17 protein-coding genes are annotated in these 22,115 nt (G+C 74.2%); 8 read left to right on the top strand and 9 right to left on the bottom strand.

Features of this window, described 5'->3' with window-relative positions; all coding sequences use genetic code 11:
- The first annotated feature begins 25 nt into the window (after positions 1 to 25).
- The 3 genes from ACZ55U_RS04135 to ACZ55U_RS04125 are packed head-to-tail and all read left to right on the top strand — an operon-like array spanning position 26 to position 2,584.
- Positions 26 to 1,330, top strand: coding sequence for an adenosylmethionine--8-amino-7-oxononanoate transaminase (locus tag ACZ55U_RS04135; protein WP_465522195.1), 1,305 nt, complete (start codon positions 26 to 28; stop codon positions 1,328 to 1,330).
- On the top strand, positions 1,327 to 2,085 hold the full coding sequence (gene bioD, locus ACZ55U_RS04130) for a dethiobiotin synthase (RefSeq protein ID WP_465522193.1): 759 nt from the start codon (positions 1,327 to 1,329) through the stop codon (positions 2,083 to 2,085). The genes ACZ55U_RS04135 and bioD overlap by 4 nt, the downstream gene beginning before the upstream one ends.
- Positions 2,086 to 2,137: 52 nt before the next feature.
- Positions 2,138 to 2,584 carry a hypothetical protein gene (locus ACZ55U_RS04125; protein ID WP_465522191.1) on the top strand — a complete coding sequence of 149 codons (447 nt, stop codon included), beginning with the start codon at positions 2,138 to 2,140 and terminating at the stop codon, positions 2,582 to 2,584.
- Between the two features lie 61 nt (positions 2,585 to 2,645).
- Here the strand turns inward: ACZ55U_RS04125 and ACZ55U_RS04120 are convergent, their stop codons facing one another.
- The 3 genes from ACZ55U_RS04120 to pepN form a co-directional block, all read right to left on the bottom strand.
- A complete protein-coding gene (locus tag ACZ55U_RS04120; protein WP_465522189.1) occupies positions 2,646 to 3,056 on the bottom strand; it encodes a hypothetical protein in 411 nt (136 codons plus the stop codon).
- A 210-nt stretch (positions 3,057 to 3,266) separates the two neighbouring features.
- On the bottom strand, positions 3,267 to 3,905 hold the full coding sequence (locus tag ACZ55U_RS04115) for a hypothetical protein (protein WP_465522187.1): 639 nt from the start codon (positions 3,903 to 3,905) through the stop codon (positions 3,267 to 3,269).
- A 69-nt stretch (positions 3,906 to 3,974) separates the two neighbouring features.
- Complete coding sequence (gene pepN / locus ACZ55U_RS04110) at positions 3,975 to 6,572, bottom strand: aminopeptidase N (RefSeq protein WP_465522185.1); 2,598 nt, start codon at positions 6,570 to 6,572, stop codon at positions 3,975 to 3,977.
- 309 nt (positions 6,573 to 6,881) lie between these two features.
- On the opposite strand from pepN, the gene ACZ55U_RS04105 reads away from it, so the two are divergent.
- Both ACZ55U_RS04105 and ACZ55U_RS04100 read left to right on the top strand, forming a co-directional pair.
- The gene (locus ACZ55U_RS04105; RefSeq protein WP_465522183.1) at positions 6,882 to 8,354 is read left to right on the top strand and encodes a purine-cytosine permease family protein; all 1,473 of its coding nucleotides are present in this window, start codon (positions 6,882 to 6,884) and stop codon (positions 8,352 to 8,354) included.
- A gap of 213 nt (positions 8,355 to 8,567) precedes the next feature.
- Complete coding sequence (locus tag ACZ55U_RS04100; RefSeq protein WP_465522181.1) at positions 8,568 to 10,013, top strand: aminopeptidase P family protein; 1,446 nt, start codon at positions 8,568 to 8,570, stop codon at positions 10,011 to 10,013.
- 112 nt (positions 10,014 to 10,125) lie between these two features.
- Here the strand turns inward: ACZ55U_RS04100 and ACZ55U_RS04095 are convergent, their stop codons facing one another.
- The 3 genes from ACZ55U_RS04095 to paaK all read right to left on the bottom strand — a co-directional run bounded on the left by ACZ55U_RS04095 (position 10,126) and on the right by paaK (position 12,938).
- On the bottom strand, positions 10,126 to 10,659 hold the full coding sequence (locus tag ACZ55U_RS04095) for a GNAT family N-acetyltransferase (protein ID WP_465522179.1): 534 nt from the start codon (positions 10,657 to 10,659) through the stop codon (positions 10,126 to 10,128).
- 81 nt (positions 10,660 to 10,740) lie between these two features.
- Positions 10,741 to 11,412 carry a class I SAM-dependent methyltransferase gene (locus tag ACZ55U_RS04090; protein WP_465522177.1) on the bottom strand — a complete coding sequence of 224 codons (672 nt, stop codon included), beginning with the start codon at positions 11,410 to 11,412 and terminating at the stop codon, positions 10,741 to 10,743.
- 191 nt (positions 11,413 to 11,603) lie between these two features.
- Positions 11,604 to 12,938, bottom strand: a complete 1,335-nt coding sequence (paaK, locus tag ACZ55U_RS04085) for a phenylacetate--CoA ligase PaaK (protein WP_465522175.1) — start codon at positions 12,936 to 12,938, stop codon at positions 11,604 to 11,606.
- Between the two features lie 278 nt (positions 12,939 to 13,216).
- Here paaK and ACZ55U_RS04080 point away from each other — a divergent pair, with 278 nt between their 5' ends.
- Complete coding sequence (locus tag ACZ55U_RS04080) at positions 13,217 to 14,764, top strand: hypothetical protein (RefSeq protein ID WP_465522173.1); 1,548 nt, start codon at positions 13,217 to 13,219, stop codon at positions 14,762 to 14,764.
- Positions 14,765 to 15,203: 439 nt separating this feature from the next.
- Positions 15,204 to 16,367, top strand: a complete 1,164-nt coding sequence (locus ACZ55U_RS04075; RefSeq protein WP_465522171.1) for an ROK family protein — start codon at positions 15,204 to 15,206, stop codon at positions 16,365 to 16,367.
- Between the two features lie 161 nt (positions 16,368 to 16,528).
- On the opposite strand, the gene ACZ55U_RS04070 is transcribed toward ACZ55U_RS04075, so the two are convergent.
- Entirely contained in the window at positions 16,529 to 17,302 is a 774-nt protein-coding gene (locus ACZ55U_RS04070; protein WP_465522169.1) for a GntR family transcriptional regulator, read from the bottom strand.
- A 309-nt stretch (positions 17,303 to 17,611) separates the two neighbouring features.
- Between ACZ55U_RS04070 and ACZ55U_RS04065 the strand changes: the two genes are divergently transcribed.
- A complete protein-coding gene (locus ACZ55U_RS04065) occupies positions 17,612 to 18,415 on the top strand; it encodes an exodeoxyribonuclease III (protein ID WP_465522167.1) in 804 nt (267 codons plus the stop codon).
- A gap of 509 nt (positions 18,416 to 18,924) precedes the next feature.
- On the opposite strand, the gene ACZ55U_RS04060 is transcribed toward ACZ55U_RS04065, so the two are convergent.
- Together ACZ55U_RS04060 and ACZ55U_RS04055 are read right to left on the bottom strand one after the other, a co-directional pair.
- Entirely contained in the window at positions 18,925 to 20,364 is a 1,440-nt protein-coding gene (locus ACZ55U_RS04060; RefSeq protein WP_465522165.1) for a hypothetical protein, read from the bottom strand.
- Between the two features lie 48 nt (positions 20,365 to 20,412).
- A complete protein-coding gene (locus ACZ55U_RS04055; protein WP_465522163.1) occupies positions 20,413 to 21,678 on the bottom strand; it encodes an MFS transporter in 1,266 nt (421 codons plus the stop codon).
- Positions 21,679 to 22,115: the final 437 nt, after the last annotated feature.

Raw genomic sequence — 22,115 nt, 5'->3', positions numbered from 1 at the left:
GTTCCGACCCACCGGAGAACGCACCATGCTCCAGCCGTCCCCCGGCGCCCTGCTCGCCCTCGACCGCGCCCACGTCTGGCACCCGTACGGGCCGATGCCCGGCACGGCCACGCCGTACCTGGTCGAGTCCGCCTCGGGGGTGCGGCTGCGGCTGGCCGAGCCGGTCGCGGGCGGGCGGCGCGAGCTGGTCGACGGCATGTCCTCCTGGTGGGCGGCGATCCACGGCTACCGGCACCCGGTGCTGGACGAGGCCGTGCGCGAGCAACTGGGGCGGATGAGCCACGTCATGTTCGGCGGGCTCACCCACGAGCCCGCCGTCCGGCTGGCGGCGACCCTGGTGGAGATCACCCCGGAGCCGCTGCGGCACGTCTTCCTCGCCGACTCGGGCTCGGTGGCCGTCGAGGTGGCGCTGAAGATGTGCCTCCAGTACTGGCAGTCGACCGGGCGCCCGGCCAAGCGCCGGCTGCTCACCTGGCGCGGCGGCTACCACGGGGACACCTTCCACCCGATGTCGGTGTGCGACCCGGACGGCGGGATGCACCACCTGTGGGGCGGGGTGCTGCCCGGGCAGCTCTTCGCCCCGGAGCCGCCGGCCGGGTTCGACGCCCCGCTGGACCCCGAGTACGCGGAGCGGTTCGAGGAGTTGATGGCCCGTCACGCCGACGAACTGGCCGCCGTCATCGTCGAGCCGGTGGTCCAGGGCGCGGGCGGGATGCGCTTCCACTCACCCGCCTACCTGCGGATGCTGCGCGAACTGTGCGACCGCTACGGGGTGTTGCTGGTCTTCGACGAGATCGCCACCGGATTCGGGCGCAGCGGCGCGCTGTTCGCCGCCGACCACGCGGGCGTCTCGCCGGACGTGATGTGCCTGGGCAAGGCGCTGACCGGCGGCTACCTGACGCTGGCCGCCGCGCTGTGCACGAGCGAGGTCGCGGACGGGATCAGCCGCGGCGAGGTGCCGGTGCTCGCCCACGGCCCGACGTTCATGGGCAACCCGCTGGCCTGCGCGGTGGCCAACGCCTCGCTGGAGCTGCTGCTCGGGCAGGACTGGGCGGTGGAGGTCAAGCGGATCGAGGCGGGGCTGGCCGAGGGCCTCGCGGCGGCCGTCGACGCCCCCGGCGTGCGCGACGTACGGGTCCAGGGCGCCATCGGCGTGGTGCAGTTGGACCACCCGGTGGACGTCGCGGCGGCCACCGAGGCGGCGGCGCGGGAGGGTGTCTGGCTGCGGCCGTTCCGGGATCTGGTCTACACCATGCCCCCCTATGTGACGCGGGACGAGGACGTGGCCCGGATCGCCGCCGCCGTGACCGCCGCGGCGGTGGCGGGATGAGCGCGCGCGTCCTGTTCGTGACGGGCACCAACACCGACGTCGGCAAGACCGTCGCCACCGCCGCCGTCGCCTCCGTGGCGCTGCGGGCCGGGCGGAAGGTCGCGGTGCTCAAGCCGGGGCAGACCGGCGTCTCTCCGGGCGAGCCCGGCGACGCGGCGGAAGTACGGCGCCTGGCAGGTGATCTGACCTTCCGTGAGCTGGTGCGCTACCCCGAGCCGCTGGCCCCCGACACGGCCGCCCGACGGGCCGGAATGCCGTACCTGGCCCCCGCTGAGGTGGTGTCCGAGGTCGCGGAGCTGGCTTCCACGCACGACCTGGTGCTCGTGGAAGGCGCCGGCGGCCTGCTGGTCCGCTACGACGACCGGGGCCGTACGCTGGCCGACCAGGCCCGGGCCGTGCTCGACGCCGGGTTCCCCGCGGAGGTCCTGCTGGTCGCCTCGGCCGGGCTCGGCACCCTCAACATCGTCTCCCTCACGGCGGAGGCCCTGGCCGCCCGCGCCCTCCCCCTCGCGGGCGTGCTGGTCGGCTCCTGGCCCGCCGAGCCGGGCCTCGCCGAGCGCTGCAACCTCGCCGACCTGCCCCGCTCCGCCGGCGCCCCGCTCCTCGGTGCGCTGCCCGAACACGCGGGGACCGCCGAGGACTTCGCCGCCCTCGCGCACGCCGCGCTGGCGCCGGAGCTGGGCGGCGGCTGGAACGCGGAGCACTTCGCGCGCGTGCACCGTCCCGAATCGGCCCCGCTTCGCTCGAAGGGGTGATCCCGGCTTCCGCCCCTGTCGGGAGCCGGATCGGCTCAATACCGTTCCTCCCATGACAGACGGGCTGACCGTGGACGAGGCCCTCAGGGCCCTGGCCGCCCTGGAGGCGGCGTGGAAGGACGACGACGAGGCGCTGTCCGCCCTGGCGGCGGGCAGCGCCGGTGAGCGGCCCCTGCCGGCGCTGGTCGCCGCGTACGGCGAGCACGCGATGGACACCCTGATGGCGCTCGCCTTCGGGCTGCGCGCCACCATGAGCGACGAGGAGATCGCCGAGATCTCCGACGCCGTCAGCTCCAACATCGGCGCCCGGATGAGCGCCCTGCTGAACCAGACCCTGAAGGCCTGGGGCATGCTCGCCGCCCCGGACGACCTCTCCGTCACCAAGATCATCGCCCACACCGTGATCGACGCCATGCGGGCCGTCACCGAGGATCCGAGCAAGACCGAAGTGCTGCCCCTGCTGGCGACCTTCCGCAGCTACGCCCTCAACGACGGCTGACAGAAGAAGAATTCGGCGCGGGCTTCGAAACGAATCGAAGCCCGCGCCGCTCGGCCGGGCGCTAGCGCCCGCCGGCGACCAGGAAGCGGCCCGAGCGCCAGTGCAGCCGGGCCGGGCCGCCGGTGGGCCAGTCGTGGTTCAGGTGGCGGCGGCCCCGGCCGAGGGCGCCGAGGTCGCGGGGGCGCAGGGTGCCGGTCGTCAGCCCGGCGGCCTCGTCGGCGGTCACCGGCATGATCGTCACGTACTGGGCGTCGTCCCCGCCCATCCAGTCCACGACCGCGGTGAAGATCCACACGAACTTCTGCGAACACTCCCGGCAGCGCCGGAGGTTGACGGCGAAGCGCGGGCCGCCCACCACCTCCGCCTCGTGCTCGAACCCCACCCGCTGGCGCCCCCACACGGCCCGCTCGTCCTCGCCGTAGCACTTCGCGCAGCCGAACGCCGCCACCGGCCTGCCCATCGGCCCACCCATCGGTCGACTCCCTGTCCCGCGACGTCCCGGTCGCGGCCCATGATGCCCGCCGGGCCCCGGCGCCCGGCCGGAGAGCCCACCCGACCGGGGAACAATTCACGGACCGTTCCCGCCCCGTTCGCACCCCAAGGAGGAACCCCCTGCGGCCGGTTGACGCCCAGGGGGCCGGCGGTGTGGGACGGCGAGGCCCGATGAGCGGCCGGGCCCGCCTCAGGCGGCCTCCAGCAGGACGGCGGGGAGCGGGGCCTCCCGCACCAGGGCGCGCGGGAGGGTGAGGCCGAAGTGGCGGCCGAGGACCTCCAGGCAGGTGCGGTGGAGGTCCTCGCCCGTACGGTCGTGGTCGGGCAGCCCGGCGGCGGCCAGCCCGGCCGCCAGGGCGGCGGCGGTGGCCGGCTCCCCCTCGACGCCGCCGGAGCCCCAGGTGTGGTCCAGGTGGAGGTTGAGGTAGCAGGTCTGCCGCCCGTCCCGGTAGCCGTGGAAGAACGGCGGCACCGGCTTGCCGTTCTCCTCCTCGAACTCCAGGTGGAAGACCTCGGCGCCACCGCGCGAGGCCTCCGGGCCGACGCTCAGCTCGCCCTGCCAGCGGCCGTACGCGACCGCGAAGGCGAGGTCGCCGCTGCGGCCGTGGTGCAGCGCGATGTCCTCGGAGTCACCGGCGAACTCCAGCTCGTGGTCCTCGACCAGGTCCTCGGCGGTGAGCTCGCCGAGTGGCCGTGGGGTGCGCTCCGGGAGCCCCTCGGCGATCCGGGCCACGAGTTCCTCCGGTGACAGGCCGCGCGCCAGCACCACGCTGTGGCCGCCGTAGGAGATCGACTCGGGCTCGGCCAGCCAGGTCAGTGAATCCGTCATGATGATCATCCTGCCGCAGCCTGCCGACACTCCGGAGGAGCGCGCCCCTCCGGAGTGCCCCCGGGGCCGCTACTCGGCCAGTGCCCGGGCCCGGACCGCGCGGCGCAGCGTGTCCAGCTGGTCGACCAGGCCGCGCCGGGTCGCCGCGGTGAGGCCCGGGTCGGCCAGGCACTCCTCGGCCGCCCGCACCGTCCGCTCGGTGGCGGCGAAGGCGGGGAAGCCCGCCGTGGTGAGCACCCGGGCCAGCGCGGGGCCCCGGCGGCCGGCGGCGGCCGCCAGCTCCTTGAAGTAGCGTGCCGTCAACTCCTCCAGAAGTTCGGCCTGTTCGGGCTGCCACAGGCCCCGGGCGGTGGCGGTGGCCAGGTAGTTGGACAGCTCGCCGTGGAACAGCGCCTGCCAGGCGGCCTCCTTGGCCGTGGCGTCGGGCAGCGCGGCGCGGCAGCGGGCGGCGCCCTCCTGGCTGGTGTCGCTGGGGTCGGCGGCGAGTTCGGCGGCGATCTCCGGCTCCCCCGCCGCGCCGAGCACGCACAGCCGCAGCAGCAGCTGCCAGCGCAGGTCCGGGTCGAGCACCGGCCCGCCGGGCACGGTGCCGGCCGCCAGCCAGTCGCGCAGCTCGGCGGTCTGCGCCCGGCCGGCGGCGGTGCCGATCACCCCGCGCACGGCCACCAGCCGCAGACCGGTGCCGTCCGGCTCGCCGTCGGTGCGCCGCAGCAGGGCCCGGCAGGCCAGGGCCAGGGTGGCCAGTGCCGCGGGCCGGTCGGCCGGCGGCACGGCGCAGTCCACCACGAAGCCGCGGGCGAAGGAGAGCACCGCGTCCACCAGGTGCACCGAGGTCTCGCCGGGCAGGTGGGCGGCGACCAGCTCCAGGTACTCGCCGGGCGCCAGTTCGCCGTCGCGCACCTGGTCCCGGGCGGCGCTCCAGAGCACCGCCCGGGCCAGTTCCTCGGGCACGGCGCCGAGGGAGGAGCGCACGGTCCGCCAGGAGCCGGGGTCGAGGCGGACCTTGACGAAGCTGAGGTCGGTGTCGTTGGGCAGGATCAACGCGGCGCCGTCGGGCACGGTCAGCGCGGCGCCGTCGGGCACGGTCAGCGCGGCGCCGTCGGGCAGGGTCAGCGCGGCGCCGTCGGGCAGGGACGGCCCGGTGCCGTCGAGAAGGCGCCGCCGCTCCGCCCCGTCGGCCGCCAGGTCGAGCGGCACCCGTTCGGCCAGCTCCAGGGCGCCGTCGGCGGTGCGCCGGTAGCGGCCCACGGTCAGCTGGTGCGGGCGCGCCCCGCCGTCGGCCGCGGTGTGCTCGATCCGGCCGTCGGCCAGCCGCAGGGTGTCCACGCCGGTGGTGCGCAGCCAGCGCTCGGCCCAGCCGTGGACGTCGCGGCCACTGGCCGCCGCGAGCGCCCGGAGCAGGTCGTCGAGGGTGGCGTTGCCGAAAGCGTGCCGGTCGAAGTAGTCGTTGACCCCGGCCAGGAAGGCCTCCTCGCCGAGCCAGGCGACCAGCTGGCGCAGCGCGGCGGCGCCCTTGGCGTAGGAGATGCCGTCGAAGTTCTGGAGCGCCTGGGCGGTGTCGTCCACCGCACCGGGCGCCACCGGGTGGGTGGAGGGGCGCTGGTCGGCGTCGTAGCCCCAGGTCTTGCGGTTGGCCGCGAAGCCCGTCCAGGCGCCGGTGAAGCGGGTGGCGGCGGCGGTGACGCGGTAGGCCATGTACTCGGCGAAGGACTCGTTCAGCCACAGGTCGTCCCACCACTTCATGGTGACCAGGTCGCCGAACCACATGTGCGCCATCTCGTGCACCACCACCAGGGCGCGCTCCTCGCGCTTGGTGTCGTCCACGGCGGAGCGGAAGACGTACTCGTCGCGCAGCGTGACGCAGCCCGGGTTCTCCATCGCCCCGGGGTTGAACTCCGGTACGAAGCACTGGTCGTAGCTGTCGAACGGGTAGCGGTGCCGGAACGCCCGGTGGTAGTGGTCGAAGCCCTGCCGGGTGACCTCCAGCAGCTCCGGGGCGTCGGCGTCCAGGTGGGCGGCGAGCGAGCGGCGGCAGTGCAGGCCGAGCGGGATGCCGTCGTGCTCGGCGCGCACCGAGTGCAGCGGTCCGGCCACCACGGCGACGAGGTAACTGCTGATCGCCGGGGTGGGCGCGAACTCCCAGCGCCCGGGCGAGACCTGGCGGCCCACGCTGTTGCCCACCACGGTCCACTCCCTCGGCGCGGTGACGGACACCGTGTAGCGCGCCTTGAGGTCGGGCTGGTCGAAGGAGGCGAACACCCGCGGGCCGTCGTCGAGGAAGGACTGGGTGTAGACGTAGTCCTCGCCGTCGGCCGGGTCGGTGAAGCGGTGCATGCCCTCGCCGGTGTGCGAGTAGGCCATGTCGGCTTCGACGGTGAGTTCGTTGTCGGCGGCCAGGCCGGTCAGCGGGAAGCGCCCGGCCCGCAGGGCGGTGGCGTCCAGCTCCCGGCCGTTCAGGACCACCCGGCGCAGGGCGGCCGGTTTGACGTCCACGTACGTCCCGGCGCCCGGGGCGGTGCAGCCGAAGCGGATCACCGTGGTGGAGCTGAACACCTCCCGGCCGCGGGTCAGGTCGAGGTCGAGGTGGACGGTGCGGACGTCGAGCAGCTCGTGGCGTTCGACGGCCTCGGTACGGGTGAGTACGGAGGTGGCGGAGGTATCGGACATGCCGATCATGCTGCTCCATCGGGCGGGCCGGCGGCACGCTCTTTTCGGCCCGAGCGGCACGCTTTCCCCGGCCCGGGTGGCACCCCGACCTCCCGACCACCCGACCGGCCGAACGCCCTCCGCCCCGCCGCCCCGCCGGATCCCGCCGCCCCCTCGGGGCGATCAACTACGGCAATCGGGTTACTTCCTCAACAAAGTAGGATGACTTGACTCCCGCGCTACGCGCGAAGAGTTCCATGAAGATCCCTTTTGTCCGATTCATCTGCCTGTCCGGTTCATCTGCCGCTTCACACGCCCGGAGCCCCCCTCATGGACGATCTGTCCACCGCCGACACCGACGGCGCGATAGAGACCCGCGGTATCGATCCCGTCCCCGACCACGAGCGCCGGGGCAGAGTCCGCGAGCTCTTCCCCACCTGGGTCGCGGCGAACATCAGCGTCCTGCTGCTCACCATGGGCGCGGCCCTGGTGGTGTTCAACCGGTTGAACTTCTGGCAGGTCCTGATCGTCGCCGGGTGCGCGGCGCTCGTCTCCTTCGGCATGGTCGGCGTGGTGTCGGTCTCCGGGAAGTGGGGCGGGGCGCCCGGCGCGACCCTCTCCCGGGCCACCTTCGGGGTGCGCGGGAACCTCTTCCCCGGCTCCATCCTCTGGATCGCCCGGTTCGGCTGGGAGACGATCAACGCCGTCACCGGCGCCTACGCCGTGCTGACCGTCCTCGACCTGCTGTTCGGCGTCAAGAGCAACACGGCGCTGATCGTGATCACGCTCTTCGCCTTCGTCGCCTGCACCTTCCTGGTCTCCGGCCTGGGCCGCAAGGCGCTGAACGTCTGCAACACCTGGTCGACGTACCTCTTCGGCGTCTTCAGCGTGCTGGTGCTGGGCTACCTGATCGCGACCATCCACTGGAGCGAGGTCTTCGCCAAGCCCGCGGGCACCACGGCGATGATGATCGCCGGCATCGGGACCATCGCCGCCGGCGGCATCAGCTGGGTGCCCACCGGCCCGGACTTCACCCGCTACCTCCCGCACGCCGCCTCCGGCCGGAAGATCGCCGGTGTGACCGTCTCCGGCGCCGCCCTGGTGATGGTGCCGATGGTGCTGATGGGCGCCGTGATGGCGGTGGCCTCGCCCGGCCTCGCGGAGGCCGCGGACCCGGTCTCCTTCCTCGGTGACCTGCTGCCGACCTGGCTGGCCGTGCCCTACCTGCTGACCGCGATCGTGGGCATGCTGCTGATCAACAGCCTCTCCATGTACTCGGCCGGCTTCACCGCGCAGACCATGGGCGTCAAGCTGCCGCGCGCCATGGCCGTCAGCATCAACGCCGTGATCTCGCTGGTCGGCGGCCTGCTGCTGATGCTGGTCGCCAAGAGCTTCCTGGGCTCCTTCATCACCTTCCTGATCCTGCTCGCCGTCTCCTTCTCGGCCTGGATCGGCGTCTACGCGGTGGACATGTTCCGCCGCCGCTCGCGCGCGGTGCGCTACGACGCCGCCGCGCTGATGGACACCAGCCGCGACAGCCGGTACTGGTACAAGGGCGGCTTCTGCTGGCAGGCCATGGTGTCCTGGGTGCTCGCCCTGCTGATGGGGCTCGCCTTCACCAAGTGCGACTGGTTCGCCGGCCCGCTCTCCGGCACCCCGGTCGGCAAGTACGGACTCGCCTGGGCGGCGACCATCGTGATCTCCGCCGTGATCATGGCCGTGCTCCCCGCGCCCCGGGAGAACGCCCCGGCCGAGCCGGCCGCCGCCGTGCGGGAGCGGCGGGCCGACCGGGTCGCCGTCTGACCCCTCGCCCCGCCCAAGCGGCACCCCGGACCGCCCGGGCGCCGGCTCACCCGAGCCCGGCGCCCGGGCGGTCGCCGTTCCGGAGGCCGTACGAGGTCACGACGGGGCTCTTCTCTTCGGCGCGTGTTCGATATACGGTACAAAACGCTTGTTACGTATCCCCGGCGTAGCGAGGCGTGCCGCATCCCTCCGCCCTCATCTGGAGAGTCCGCAGTGACCGAGCCCACCGAGCCCACCGAGTCCATCAAGTACCGCAAGAACGGCCTGACCCGCGGGGTGACCGAGGAGCTCGCCGAGAACATGACGCGGGGCTGGGCCGACACCGAGCGCACCGCCCTGGAGCCGGTGCCCCAGGCCGCGCACACCGCCCGCCGCCGCGCCGCGCTGTCCGCCGCCTTCCCCGGCGAGCTGCTGGTCGTCCCGGCCGGCAACCCCAAGGTGCGGGCCAACGACACCGACTACCCGTTCCGGCCCTCCTCCGACTACGCCTACCTCACCGGCGACCAGTCCGAGGACGCCGTGCTGGTGCTGCTGCCCACCGGGGAGAGCGGCCACGAGGCCGTGCTGTACCTGCGCGGCCGCTCCCGCGTCGACAACGGCGAGTTCTGGCTGGACGGCCACGGCGAGCTGTGGGACGGCCGCCGCAACAGCCTCACCGAGAGCGAGCGGCTGTTCGGCCTGCCCTGCCGGGACGTCCGCACCGTCCACGCCGACCTGCGCGCCACCACCGGCCCGGTGCGGGTGCTGCGCCGGCACGACGCGGGCGTGGAGGCGGCCCTCGCGGACCGCCTCTCCGCCGAGCTGGACGACGAGTTCGAGGTCTTCCTGTCCGGGCTGCGCCTGGTCAAGGACGAGTGGGAGATCGAGGAGCTGCGCTTCGCCTGCGCGGCGACCGCCCGCGGCTTCGAGGACGTGGTGCGCGTCCTCGGCACCGACTCCGAGACCGCCGAGCGGCTGATCGAGGGCACCTTCTTCCTCCGCGCCCGGATCGAGGGCAACGACGCCGGCTACGGCATCATCGCCGCGGCCGGGCCGCACGCCACCACCCTCCACTGGGTGCGCAACAACGGCTTCGCCAAGCCCGGTGACCTGCTGCTGCTCGACGCGGGCGTGGAGACCAACCACCTCTACACCGCCGACATCACCCGCACGCTCCCGGTCAGCGGCCGCTTCACCGAGATCCAGCGCAAGGTCTACGACGCCGTGTACGCCGCCCAGGAGGCCGGCATCGCGGCCGTCAGGCCGGGCGGGCAGTTCCGCGACTTCCACCACGCCGCCCAGCGCGAGCTGGCCGAGCACCTGACCTCCTGGGGCCTGTTCGGCGACCTGAGCGCGGACAAGGTGTACGAGCTCGGTCTGCACCGCCGCTTCACCCTGGCCGGCACCGGCCACATGCTGGGCCTGGACGTCCACGACTGCGCCCACTCCCGCACCGAGGACCACGTCGACGGCCCGCTCAAGCCGGGCATGGTGCTCACCGTCGAGCCGGGCATCTACTTCCAGGAGAACGACCTGACGGTGCCGGAGGAGTACCGGGGCATCGGGGTGCGGATCGAGGACGACATCCTGGTGACCGAGGACGGCAACGAGAACCTCTCCGCCGCCCTCCCCCGCACCTCCGACGAGGTCGAGGCCTGGCTGGCGCGGCTGCGCGGCTGACGTACGGCTGCGGGCCGTGGTCCCGCCCGCCCCAGGGCGGGACCACGGCCGGGCGATCACGGCCCGGTGATCACGAGCGAGCGATCACGACCGGGCGATCACGACCGGGCGATCAGGCCGGCAGCGGCTTGACCCAGCGGCTCCACTGCGGCTCCGGCCGGTAGCCGGCCGCCTGCCAGGTGCGGTGGCCGAGGGCGTTGTCGTCCAGCACCATGGCGTCGGCGCGCCGGCCGCCGAGCGCGGCGAAGCGCTCCTCGGCCGCCGCCAGCAGGGCGGCGCCGATGCCCCGGCGGCGGTGCTCGGGGTCGACGGCGAGGCGGTACAGGTGGCAGCGCCAGCCGTCCCAGCCGGCGATCACCGTGCCGAGGAGGGTGGACGGGTCGTCGGCCGGGGTGGCGACGATCAGGCAGTGCGGGTCCCGGGCGAGCAGCGCGGCCACCCCCATCTCGTCGTCCGTGATGCTGGCGCCCTTGGCGGCCCGCGCCCAGAGGGCGAGCAGGGCGGGGATCTCGTCGGGGGTGGCGGCGCGCAGCGCGAGGGCGGCGGGCGCCGCACCGGCGGCGCCGGTCGGCCCACCGGCGGCGTTGGGCCCATCGGCGGCGTTGGGTCCATCGGCGGCGGTGGTCGGCATGTTCTGGTCGTCCATGCGCGCCTGTCTAGCAGCCGCCCCCGCCCTCCCGCCGGGAATTCCGCTGCTCGGACGGCCACTCCACGGTGTGACGCGGCGTCAGCCGAGCCGCCACACCGTGGTGGTCTTGACGGCGGTGTCCTCCAGGTCCGCGACCACCGGCACCTGGTACGCCGCCACCGCGGTGAACCGCTCCCGGGGCAGGTAGGCCCGGCCCGGGTCGCCGACGATGACGGTCGCGCCGCGCGCCACGGCCCGCTCCAGGAAGGGCAGGAAGCGGGCGGCCATGGCCCGTTCGTAGAAGACGTCGCCCGCGAGCACCACCTCGGCCGGGCCGCCGTCGCCGTCCACCAGGTCCACCAGGGCACCCGCCACCCGCACGCCGTTGGCCTCGGCGTTCAGCCCGATCGCGGCCACCGCGTAGGCGTCGATCTCGGCGGCGCGCACGTCCGCCGCCCCGCACAGCGCGGCCGCCACCCCGACCAGTCCGGAGCCGGCCGCGACGTCCAGCACCCTTCGGCCGGCGACCAGTTCGGGGTGGTCCAGGACGTAGCGGGCGACCGCCACCCCACCCGCCCAGGCGAAGGCCCAGAACGGCGGCGGCAGCCCGGCCCGCCCGCGCGCCCGTTCGGTGGTCTCCCACAGGGCGATGGCGTCCTCGGCCATGTACAGGCTGATCTCGGGCACGAAGGGGACGGGCCTCAGCTCGGTCTCCCGCCGGACGAAGGCGAGGTCCTCGGCGGGCTGAAGAGTGCGCAACTCGCTCGGCATGCCCGCAGCATAGAGCCCGCACGGGGGTGCGCACGCACCCGTGGCGGAGGCCGGGTGGACGCACCGCCGAGTCGACGTCTACATTGCTGTAGACGTCGGAGGCGTACGGCAGGACCCCCCGGACGAGCCGTACGCCTCCGACGCGCCTGCCGTCCGACGTCCCCCGCCGTCCGCCGACGCGCCGCCCGCGCTCACTCCCGTTCGTCCACCACCCGCTTGATCTTCCCGACCGAGCGCTCCAGCGTGTACGGGTCCACCACCTCGACCGCGACCGTGATGCCGACCCCGTCCTTCACCGCCGCGACGATCGCCCCCCGCGCCGCCTCCCGCTGCTCCCCCGAGGCCTCCGGCCGGGCCTCGACCCGCACCGTCATCCGGTCCAGCCGCCCCTGCCGGCCCAGCCGCAGCTGGAAGTGCGGCGCGACACCCGGGGTGCGCAGCAGGATCTCCTCGATCTGGGTCGGGAAGACGTTCACCCCGCGCAGGATGATCATGTCGTCGCTGCGCCCGGTGACCTTCTCCATCCGCCGGAAGGCCGGCCGCGCGGTGCCGGGCAGCAGCCGGCTGAGGTCGCGGGTGCGGTAGCGGATGACCGGCAGCGCCTCCTTGGTGAGGGAGGTGAAGCACAGCTCACCGCCCTCCCCGTCGGGCAGCACCTCGTCCGTGAACGGGTCGACGACCTCCGGGTAGAAGTGGTCCTCCCAGATGTGCAGTCCGTCCTTGGTCTCCACGCACTCCTGGGCGATGCCCGGGCCGACCACCTCGGAGAGGCCGTAGATGTCGACGGCGTGGAGGTCGAGGCGCTCCTCGATCTCGCGCCGCATCTCCTCCGTCCACGGCTCGGCCCCGAAGATGCCCACCCGCAGCGAGGTGGCGCGCGGGTCGACGCCCTGCTTCTCGAACTCGTCCAGCAGGGTCAGCAGGTAGGACGGGGTGACCATGATGATCTCGGGCTCGAAGTCCAGGATCAGCCGCACCTGGCGGGCCGTCATGCCGCCGGAGGCCGGGATGACGGTGCAGCCGGCCCGCTCCGCGCCGTAGTGGGCGCCGAGGCCGCCGGTGAACAGCCCGTAGCCGTAGGCGATGTGCACCTTGTGACCGGGCCGGCCGCCGGCCGCGCGGATCGAGCGGGCGACCACGTCGGCCCACATGGAGAGGTCGCCGTCGGTGTAGCCGACCACGGTCGGCAGCCCGGTGGTACCGCTGGAGGCGTGGATCCGGCGGACCTTCTCCATCGGGACGGCGAACATGCCGAAGGGGTAGCCCTCGCGCAGGTCGGCCTTGGTGGTGAAGGGGAAGCGGGCGAGGTCGGCGAGGGTGCGGCAGTCCTCGGGGCGGACTCCGGCGGCGTCGAACTTGCGGCGGTAGAGCTCGACGTTGTCGTACGCGTGCCGCAGGGTGGCCCGCAGCCGGGTGAGCTGGTGGGCGCGCAGTTCGTCCAGGCCCATCCGCTCGCCGGCGTCCAGCAGCTCCGGGGGGATCGGCTCCCCGAGGTGTCGGCGCGGGACGGGTGCACTGCCGGTCATCGTCGCTCCTTCGCTGCTCCGCCCGCTTCCCGGGCTGCCGACCGATCGTTCGGTCAGGGGTGTTCCGGTCCATTGATCCAGTACCCGAACCACCTGTCAAGGGATCGCACAGAGCTGCCGGAATGTGAAGTTCCGGCCGCTTCGCGACGCCCCCGCCTCCACAGCTTGGCTATCCGATATGAAAATCATTACGGAAGTTTGACTTCCCGCCGGGCTCCGCCGCCCCGGCCGCGTGATTGAGTGGTGCGGTTTCCTCCCCGCACCCCGGAGTGATCACCGTGCCCACGACTCCCGCCCTGGTCAGCGCGCTGCGCGAACTCGGCGAACGACCCGCCGTCGTCGCCGACGGGCGTGCGATCAGCGGCATCGGCCTGCTGCTCGGCGTCTCCCCGCCGGGCGGCCTGCCCCGGGCCCTCGCCCAGCGCGTCGCCACGCACGCCGCGCTGCCGCCCTCCGCCGCCCGGGCCGCCGAACAGCGGCTGCGCTACTGGGCCGGCGTCCTCGGCCCGGCGCCGATCCGGCACACCGTGCTCCACCCCGTCACGGACCTCGCCGTCGAACTCGCCCTCGCCACCCTGCTGGCCGGCGGCACCGTCCACTGCGGCGACCCCGAGCAGCGGCCCGAGCAGCAGCTCGCCGACGTCGCCGCCAGCCGGGCCACCCACCTCAGCCTGCCCTCCGCCCTGCTCTGGCGGCTCAGCCGGCAGCCCGGCCTGGACGCCCACGACCTGCGCACGCTGCGCCTGGTCCTGCACGTCGGCCCCGAGCCCCGGCAGGAGGACGTGTACGCCGCCGTCGACGCGCTCGGCGCCGTCCTCGCCCACGTCCGCGCCCCGGACAGCAACGCCGAGGCCGCCGACCGCCGGCTGCGCGCCGACGCCGAGAGCGCCTCCGCCGCCGCCTGGAAGCACAGCATCGGCGTCACCGTCCCCCAGGTCCAGGAGTTCGGCGCCCACCTCGACCGGGCCGTGCTCCTCTCCCTGCTGCACACCCTCCAGCAGGCCGACGTGCTCACCGACCCGACGCGCGGCTACCCCGAGGCCGAGGTGCTGGCCGCCGCCCTGGTCACCCCCGCCCAGCGGCCCCGGGTCTCCCGCTGGCTGGACGCCCTCGCCCGGCACGGCCTGATCACCCGCCAGGACGGCGGCGCCCAGGGCCCGGTCTTCCGCGGCGGCCCCGGACCGGGCCCCGCCGAGGTGCGGGACGCCTGGCGCCCCGCCGTCGAGGCCTGGGCCGACGGGCTCGGCCCGGCCGCCGCCCTGGACCGGGTCCGCCGCGCCGCCCAGCGGCTGCCCCGGCTGATCACCAGCGAGGAGGCCCCCCGCCCGGCCGCCGCCCCGGTCCGCTGGGCCGCCGCCCGCGGCTTCCTCGGCGCCGCCGTCGGCACGCTGGTGCGCGGCACCGCCGACGCCCACCCGGCGCCGGTGCCGCTGCGCGTCCTCGAACTCGACCCCGAGGGCGGCGAAGGGGCCGTCGCCCGCGCCCTGGCCGCCCGGCCCCGGCAGCACGCCGAACACCACCTCTCCCCCGACGGCGGCCGGTACGACCTCGTCGTCGCCACCGCCACCGGACGCACCGCCGGGGAGGTCCCGGAGCTGGTCCGGCTGGTCTCCCCCGGCGGACGGCTGCTGCTGCTCGCGCCCACCGCCGAACACCTCGACCTGCTGATCACCGGCGACGGCGCCCACGGCCCCACCGCCCACCCCGCCGAGCACTGGCGGGCGGCGCTCACCGCCGCCGGCTGCCCGACGGTGCTTCCCCTGCCCGAGGACGGCCACCCGATCGGGCTGCTGGGGCAGCGGCTGTTCGCCGCGCGGGTGGGCTGACACCGCCCCGAGGGGGCCGCCCGACGGGCCGCCGCGGCGTCCGCCTCCCCGCCGGTGACGCCCGCTTCCCTGCCGGTGACGCCCGCTTCCCCGCCGGTGGCCTCCGCTTCCCTGCCGGTGGCCTTCACTTCCCCGCCCGCTTGGAAACGGACCCGATCCCTCCCATGCCGCTCTCCGTGGCCGAGCGGTGAAACCCGGATCACGCGCCGCCACCCGATCCGTACCATTTCGATACCGAAGCCGTGATGAGCTGCGAGGATCCTCGCCGCCCGGGCCGCTCCCCGGGTAGGCTCCGGCTTGTCCTCCGGCCCTCGCGCAGGCGGCCCCCTGCCGCCCTGCCGCGTTCTCCGGGGGCGCTCCCCCCGCGGGCCATTCGGTGGGCCCCGCGCACTCGACACCGCGCGCCAGGGCAGTCGCGCGAACGGCGAAGGGCATCGCATTGTCGGATCGGCTCACCGGAGGAGACTCCTCACTGCTGCGGCGGATCAACGCGGCGGTCACGCTCCGGGCGCTGCGGAACGGCCACTCCGTGACCCTCACTCAGCTCGTCGGCGAGACCGGGCTCTCCCGCCCGACCGTCGAGGGCGTGATCGAGGGACTGGTCGAGACCGGACTGGTCGCCGAGGTCGAGCAGCCGAGGGAGGAGGGCCAGCAGGGCACCGGCCGCCGCGGCCGCCCGGCCCGCTGGTTCCGCTTCCGCGCCGAGGCCGGGCACATCCTCGGCATCGAGATCGGCGTGCACGACATCCGGGTCATCCTGGCCGACCTCACCGGCGAGGTGGTGGGCAGTCACTTCAAGCCGGTGGACGAGACCCTGGAGGCCGAGGAGCGGCTCACCGCCGTCCGCACCGCCGTCGCCGAGGTGCTGCGCAAGGCCGGCATCTCCCGCGACAACCTGTGGGCGGTCGGCATCGGCACCCCCGGCATCGTGGACCGCGAGGGCACCATCCGGCTCGGCACCGCGATGCCCGGCTGGACCGGCCTCGACCTGGGCGCCCGGCTGCGGCGCTCCTTCCGCTGCCCGGTGCTGATCGAGAACGACGCCAACCTGGCCGCCATCGCCGAGCACTGGCAGGGGGCGGCGGTCGGCGCCGACGACGTCGTCTTCGTGATGGCCGGCCTCAGCCCGGGGGCCGGCTCCCTCATCGGCGGCAAGCTGCACCGCGGTTTCGGCGGCGCGGCCGGCGAGATCGGCGCACTGCACCTGCTCGGCCAGGAGGTCACCCCCGAGCGCCTGCTGTCCACCACCGGCAAGCCGCTCAACCCGCTGGACGAGGCCGCCGTGGCGCGGGTGCTGCGGCTGGCCCGGGAGGGCGACGAGGTCGCCAGGATCGCCATGGACCGCTTCCTCACCCGCCTCGTCCAGGGCGTCGCCGCGCTCGTCCTGGCCATCGACCCGCAGCTGGTGGTGGTCGGCGGCTGGGCGGCCGGCCTGGACGGCGTCCTGGACCCGCTGCGCGAGCGCCTCGCCCAGCTCACCCTGCGCGCCCCGGAGGTCGCCCTCGCGGCGCTGGGCTCGGAGGTGGTGGCGATGGGCGCCCTGCGGGTGGCCCTCGACCACGTCGAGGAGCAGCTCTTCGCGGTGGACCCGCCGCGCGCCTGACCTTCGGTGGCCGCGGGGCGTCGGCGCCCCGCGGCCGCTGCCTGTCCTCACCCCGCCGTCTTCCCTCGTCCCGCCGTCCTTCCTCCTCCTGCCGCTCAACGGCACTGGCCCGGACGTCAGTTGACGTCCGGGCCAGTGCCTGAGGGTTTCCGGAAGATGGTTCAGGAGGCGGTACGGACCTCAGCCGTCGCGCCGACCGGGGTGACCTCGACCAGTCCGGTCTCGCCGAAGGTCAGCTTGCAGGTGTCCGCCCGGTAGGTGGAGACCGCCAGGGCGACCAGCCGGCCGCCCGCGGCGTACTGGGTGGTCATCACCAGGACGGGCGCGCCGGGCGGGCGCTCCAGCAGCGCGGCCTGCTCGGCCTCGGCGACACCCAGCTCCACCGAGCGGGACTCGCCGTCCACCTCCAGCCGCTCCAGCTGGCGCAGCACCGAACGGGCGCGGTCGCTCTCGGCGCGGAAGCCCGGCAGGTGCGGCAGGGTGGCGGCCGGGACGTGCAGCGACTCGGTGGCCACCGCGCGGCCCTCCAGCAGGCGGACCCGGCGCACGGTGTGCACGGTCGCGCCCTCGGCGATGCCCAGGCTCTTCGCCAGCTGCTCGGAGGCGGGGGCGGTGGTGCAGTCGACCGTCCGCCAGGCCTGGCTGCGCGCGGCGCCGGGCCAGCCCTCCTCCTGCCGGTTGACCGGCACGCCGACCCGCGGGGCGGCGATCAGGGTGCCGATCCCCCGGCGGCGCACCAGGCGGCCCTCCAGCTCCAGCTGGTCGAGCGCCTGCCGCAGCGTCGCCCGCGCCACACCGAACCGGGCCGAGAGCTCGCGCTCGTTGGGCAGCACCTGACCGGTGGAGAACTCCGAGTCGATGGCGCGCAGCAGCACCGTGCGCAGGTGCCAGTACTTCGGCTCCGGCACCGCCGAAAGCTGTCCTGTCGTCCCCACCGTGTCCTCCACCGCTGTTGTCGGCCCTGCGACAAGGAGGTCGGATCCCGGGTCCACGATCCGCTGTTGCGGCAGGTGGAGAGCGGGCCTTTATCCGTCCTTCTTTATTAAAGGTCCTTGCAGTAAGTGACCCTAGGTGCTCCGTCGGGAGATGGTCAAGACCAATGGCACGGCTCGACGGGACCGGGGCGGATTTTCATGCCGCGTTCACGCCACTTCCTGTCCGCCACTGCCACCATCCGGCCCCGGGCGGCCTTCCGCCGCGCGTCACGATTCGGGTCGGGTACGGCCAGTCGGTAGGCTGCCCGGGTGATCGTGGTGACGAGTGTGAACGTGAACGGAATCCGGGCGGCGGCCAGAAAGGGCTTCGTCGAGTGGCTGGCCGGTACCGAGGCGGACGTGGTCTGCCTCCAGGAGGTGCGCTCCGAACCCGAGCAACTCCCCGTCGAACTGCGCGACCTGGACGGCTGGCACGCCGTCTGGGCTCCGGCCGCCGCCAAGGGCCGGGCCGGCGTCGCCGTCCTCTCCCGCGAGGAGCCGCAGCGCACCGCGATCGGCTTCGGGTCGGAGGAATTCGACAATTCGGGCAGGTACGTCGAAATCGACCTTCCGGGGCTGACCGTCGCCAGCCTCTACCTCCCCTCCGGCGAGGTGGGCACCGAGCGCCAGGACGAGAAGGAACGCTTCATGGCGGAATTCCTCGTCCACCTCACCGCCCTGCGCGCCCGCGCCGAGGCCGACGGCCGCGAGGTCGTGGTCTGCGGCGACTGGAACATCGCCCACCGCCCCGAGGACCTCAAGAACTGGAAGGCCAACCAGAAGTCCGCCGGCTTCCTCCCCGAGGAGCGCGCCTGGCTCTCCCGGGTCTACGACGAGGCCGGCTACGTCGACGTCGTCCGCGCCCTCCACCCCGACCGCACCGGCCCCTACTCCTGGTGGTCCTACCGCGGCCGCGCCTTCGACAACGACTCCGGCTGGCGCATCGACCTCCAGGTCGCCACCCCGACCCTCGCCACCCGCGCCACCGACGCCCGCGTCGAACGCGCCGCCACCCACACCGAGCGGTGGTCCGACCACGCGCCGGTCACGGTGGCGTACGCCCTGGAACCCTGAGCCGAGGCCGGGATGCCCCGGCCCTCGACATGCTCCGCGCCGGCTCCGGTCCGTCGATCCCGCCCGCGCGGCACGAGACCTCGACGTCCCGCCCCAGGTCAGCCGACCCGCCTCCCCGGAGCCGACCGCCGCGTGATCGGCTCCGGGGAGGCGGGGCCGTGCGCCCGCAGCAGGGCGCCATCCCCGCGCTCGTGGGGGTTGTTCCTCGGCGACCACCGACGGGCGTTGGCGGACGCGGTCGGCCCCGCACTCGCGGCGGTTGCTCCTGGTCGGGTACTACGAGCGGCTGGGCCACCCGATCGGCCCCGCGCTCGCGGGCGTTGCTCCCGGCCCTCGCCACCCGCATCGAGCGCTGGTCCGACCGCGCGCCGGTGACTGTGGCGGCTGTCCTCGGCGGCAACTGACCTGCGGGCAGCGGAAGTCGGGCAGGCTCGGCGCCGCCCCCGTCGACCGGGGAGCGGCGGCCGGGTCGCCGTCCCGCGTGAACGGGCCGCCCGACCGGGGCGGGTTCATTCGCCGCCGTGGAAGACGCAGCCGACCAGGGCGCCGCTGCCCATGCTGACCACGCCGACGGACGGGTCGGCGCTGGCCCGGACGAAGCCGCCGGCGTAGCCGTCGTCGGCGGCGGTGCGGGCGCCGAGGTAGAGGCCCCAGTTGAGGTAGAGGTCCCGCACGCCGCCTGCGCCGTCGGGGAAGGGCTCGGCGGCGGGGCGGACCCGGTGCTGGAGGACGTAGGGGCCGTTCATCGCCGAGGCGACCTGGTGCTCCCACTCCGCCGGGTCCGTCTCCCAGCCCGGGGTGATGCCGTGGCCTCCGTGCAGCAGGGTCGGCTTGAGGATCAGCTCCTCCCGGTGGGCCACGGCGTGGGCGAGCAGGTCGACCCGGGTGCCGCCGGGGTCGGTGGCGTGCGGGCGGACGTAGCGGGTCCACGGCAACAGCCGGTCGACGCAGGCCAGTTCGGAGGCGTCGAAGAGGTCGCGGTGCCGCTCGTCGGAGAGCATCGCCAGGGTGCCCTTGTTGCCGTACAGCTCCGCGTCCAGCCGGCTGAACAGGCCCGCCTTGCCCTGCTCGACCGCGGTCAGCAGCGGCTCCAGCTGGGCCGCCGAGGCGGGGTCGGTGAGGTCCTCGGGCAGGAAGTAGCGGAAGACCACGTCGACGGCCCGGCCGGCGACCGTCGGGCGGCCGTCGGGGTAGCTGAACTCGCCGAGGTCGCAGGCGATCCCCTCGACTCCGTGGTCGGCGAGCTTCGCGGCGAGCACCCCCAGCCGGGGGCCCACGACGGCGAAGTTGTCCACCGTGTCCACCACGGCGACGACCGGTGCCCGGTCGGTGGGGATGTGCGCGGCGCACTCGGCCCGCATGGTCCGCACCATGTGGCCCAGGGTGTCCTGGTAGCGCAGCCCGTGCCGCCCGACGAACTCCGCCAGCGGCGGGTACTCCAGCATCGCCCGGTTGATGTCGGCGTTCTCGAATCCGCCGAGCGCGCTGGTGAGGTTGAACTCCAGGAGCTTGAACCCCGTGCCGTCGTGGTAGAGGTCGGCCCGCCCCAGCGGGTGGAGCGTCCCGGTCCGGGCGCTGCGGGTGATCAGCGCCGACTGCCGGGCGTCGAGGCCGACCGCCGCCGCCAACTCGCCGATGCTGCCGCCGAACAGCCGCTCCGGCAGCGAGCGCAGCAGCCCGTAGACGGTGTGGAGGTCCTCGACGACCGTGCGACGCTCGGTCTCGCCGAGGAAGGCGGGGCCGTCCAGGAAGCGGTCCTGGTACGCCAGTGTGAGGGTGGCCGACGCCCGGGCGGCGGCCGTGGGATGGCTGCCCCCCTGGCGGCCACCTGCCGCCCCGCCGGCCGCCGACGCGTACCGCGCCGCGAGCTGCTCCCCGTACGCGTGGCTCAGCCGGGACCTCGGCGGGCTCGGCCGGCTGGGCGGACTGGGCGGGCTCGTGGTCGTCATCGCGTGTTCCTGTCTCGCTGGAGGGTGGTACGGGGAGGACCGGAGCGCTCAGCTCGCCCCGGTGGCCGACGCGGCCTGCTCGGCGCGGCTGATCCAGTGCCGGCGGGCGCCCGCGAGGAGCGCCACCGCGACGAGCGCCATGGCGGCGGCGCCGACGCCGAACACGGCGCGGGTGCCGATCTCGGCGGCGAGGAGGCCGCCCGCCGCCGCGCCGAGGGGCAGCCCGCCCCAGGAGACCAGCCGGTACACGCTGTTGGCCCGCCCGAGCAGGTGCTGCGGCACCAGGGTCTGCCGCAGGACGACCACGACGACGTTCCACGTCACCGTCCCGCAGGCGAAGATGGTGAGGGCCGCGCCGGCCGCGTACACCGAGGGCACGGTGGCCAGCACCGTCTCGCTCACGGTGATCAGGACGGCGGTGGCGACCAGCGCCCCCTCCCGGCCGAGGCGCTCCGACAGCGCGGGGGCGAACCGCGAGGCCAGGACGGCTCCGACGGCCTGGCAGGCGAGCAGCACGCCGTACCCGAACGCGCCCAGGTGGAGCTCCTTGCCGCTGTACACCACCAGCACGGCGAGCATCGCGTTGCCGGCGAGGTTGATGAAGCAGGACACCAGGGCGAGGCTGCGCAGCAGCCGGTGCGAGAACAGCCACTTGGCGCCGGCCATCATCTCCGACATCACGCCGGCCCGGTCCGCTCCGCGTTCGACCGGCCGGGTGTGGCGGATCCGGCTGACCAGGACGGCGGAGCACAGGAAGGTGGCCGCGTCCACGCCGAAGGGCAGGGCCACCGCCACGCCGAAGATCAGCGCGCCGAGGAGCGGGCCGATGAAACCGGTGCCCGCCTCCTGCGCGCCCATGATGCGGGCGTTGGCGACGGAGAGCCCGGCCTTGGGGGTGATGAACGGGACGAGCACCTGGGCGGCGTTGCGGCTGAGGACCTCGCCGGTGCCGAGCAGGAACATGCACCCGTAGAGCAGGGGCAGTCCTCCCCAGCCGCCGAGGATCCCGGCGGTGAGCGTCGCGAGCAGGGCGGCCCGGACGACGTCGACGCGCACCATCATCTTCCGGATGTCGACGCGGTCGGCCAGCAGGCCCGCCGGGATGCCGAACAGCACGAACGGCGCGGTGAAGCAGACCGACGCCGCGCCGATCAGGCGGGGGTCGTCGGTCAGCCGGGCCGCCAGCAGGGGGCTGGCGGCGATCGTGGCGCCGTCACCGAGCGAGGAGACCGCGGCGGACCACCAGAGCCGTGAGAAGTCACTGCCCAGGCGCAGCGGTCGCGAGCCGGCCTCCTCCAATGTCGATGCGCTCATGACAGCGCGCGGCAGTAGAGCCGACAGTCCATGGGTTCCCCTCCGAAAGGTGCCGCTCCGTCATTGACGCCCCATCAAGGCGTCGCCGTCCGGCGAGACCCGTGTGGTCAGGAGCATGCGGAAACCGACAATAGTCGGCGTCCGCGAAAGCGTCGAGAGAAAGATCGGCCGGGTCGGGCGAACCGGCCGGACGTGTCCGAAGAAGATCAAATTCCCTGCCGCCGAAGAGGTCCGTGAGCTGCCGTCTTCTGATATGTTCGCCGCCGCTGGGCCTGAATCGGTAGCAGCCGACGGGCATGCATGGGAGGGCATGCCGGGGAGCGGGCTTCACCACCACGTCAGGACCGCTGGGCCGCGCCGCGGGCGCGATCGATCCAGCGCGACGACCGGCGGTCGCGGGGTCCTGGGTTTCCGCGTTCTCGAAACGCACGCACGAC

Source organism: Kitasatospora sp. NPDC034533 (genome assembly GCF_055575155.1).
The sequence above is the reverse complement of the archived record's forward strand: the minus strand, read 5'-3'. Positions and strand labels throughout refer to the sequence as shown.

Excerpts from the sequence above, each read along its gene's own strand:
- ACZ55U_RS04135 (WP_465522195.1), top strand. The coding sequence starts at position 26 with ATGCTCCAGCCGTCCCCCGGCGCCCTGCTCGCCCTCGACCGCGCCCAC.
- bioD (WP_465522193.1), top strand. The coding sequence starts at position 1,327 with ATGAGCGCGCGCGTCCTGTTCGTGACGGGCACCAACACCGACGTCGGC.
- ACZ55U_RS04125 (WP_465522191.1), top strand. The coding sequence starts at position 2,138 with ATGACAGACGGGCTGACCGTGGACGAGGCCCTCAGGGCCCTGGCCGCC.
- ACZ55U_RS04120 (WP_465522189.1), bottom strand. The coding sequence starts at position 3,056 with ATGGGTGGGCCGATGGGCAGGCCGGTGGCGGCGTTCGGCTGCGCGAAG.
- ACZ55U_RS04115 (WP_465522187.1), bottom strand. The coding sequence starts at position 3,905 with ATGACGGATTCACTGACCTGGCTGGCCGAGCCCGAGTCGATCTCCTAC.
- pepN (WP_465522185.1), bottom strand. The coding sequence starts at position 6,572 with ATGTCCGATACCTCCGCCACCTCCGTACTCACCCGTACCGAGGCCGTC.
- ACZ55U_RS04105 (WP_465522183.1), top strand. The coding sequence starts at position 6,882 with ATGGACGATCTGTCCACCGCCGACACCGACGGCGCGATAGAGACCCGC.
- ACZ55U_RS04095 (WP_465522179.1), bottom strand. The coding sequence starts at position 10,659 with ATGGACGACCAGAACATGCCGACCACCGCCGCCGATGGACCCAACGCC.
- ACZ55U_RS04090 (WP_465522177.1), bottom strand. The coding sequence starts at position 11,412 with ATGCCGAGCGAGTTGCGCACTCTTCAGCCCGCCGAGGACCTCGCCTTC.
- paaK (WP_465522175.1), bottom strand. The coding sequence starts at position 12,938 with ATGACCGGCAGTGCACCCGTCCCGCGCCGACACCTCGGGGAGCCGATC.
- ACZ55U_RS04060 (WP_465522165.1), bottom strand. The coding sequence starts at position 20,364 with ATGACGACCACGAGCCCGCCCAGTCCGCCCAGCCGGCCGAGCCCGCCG.
- ACZ55U_RS04055 (WP_465522163.1), bottom strand. The coding sequence starts at position 21,678 with ATGAGCGCATCGACATTGGAGGAGGCCGGCTCGCGACCGCTGCGCCTG.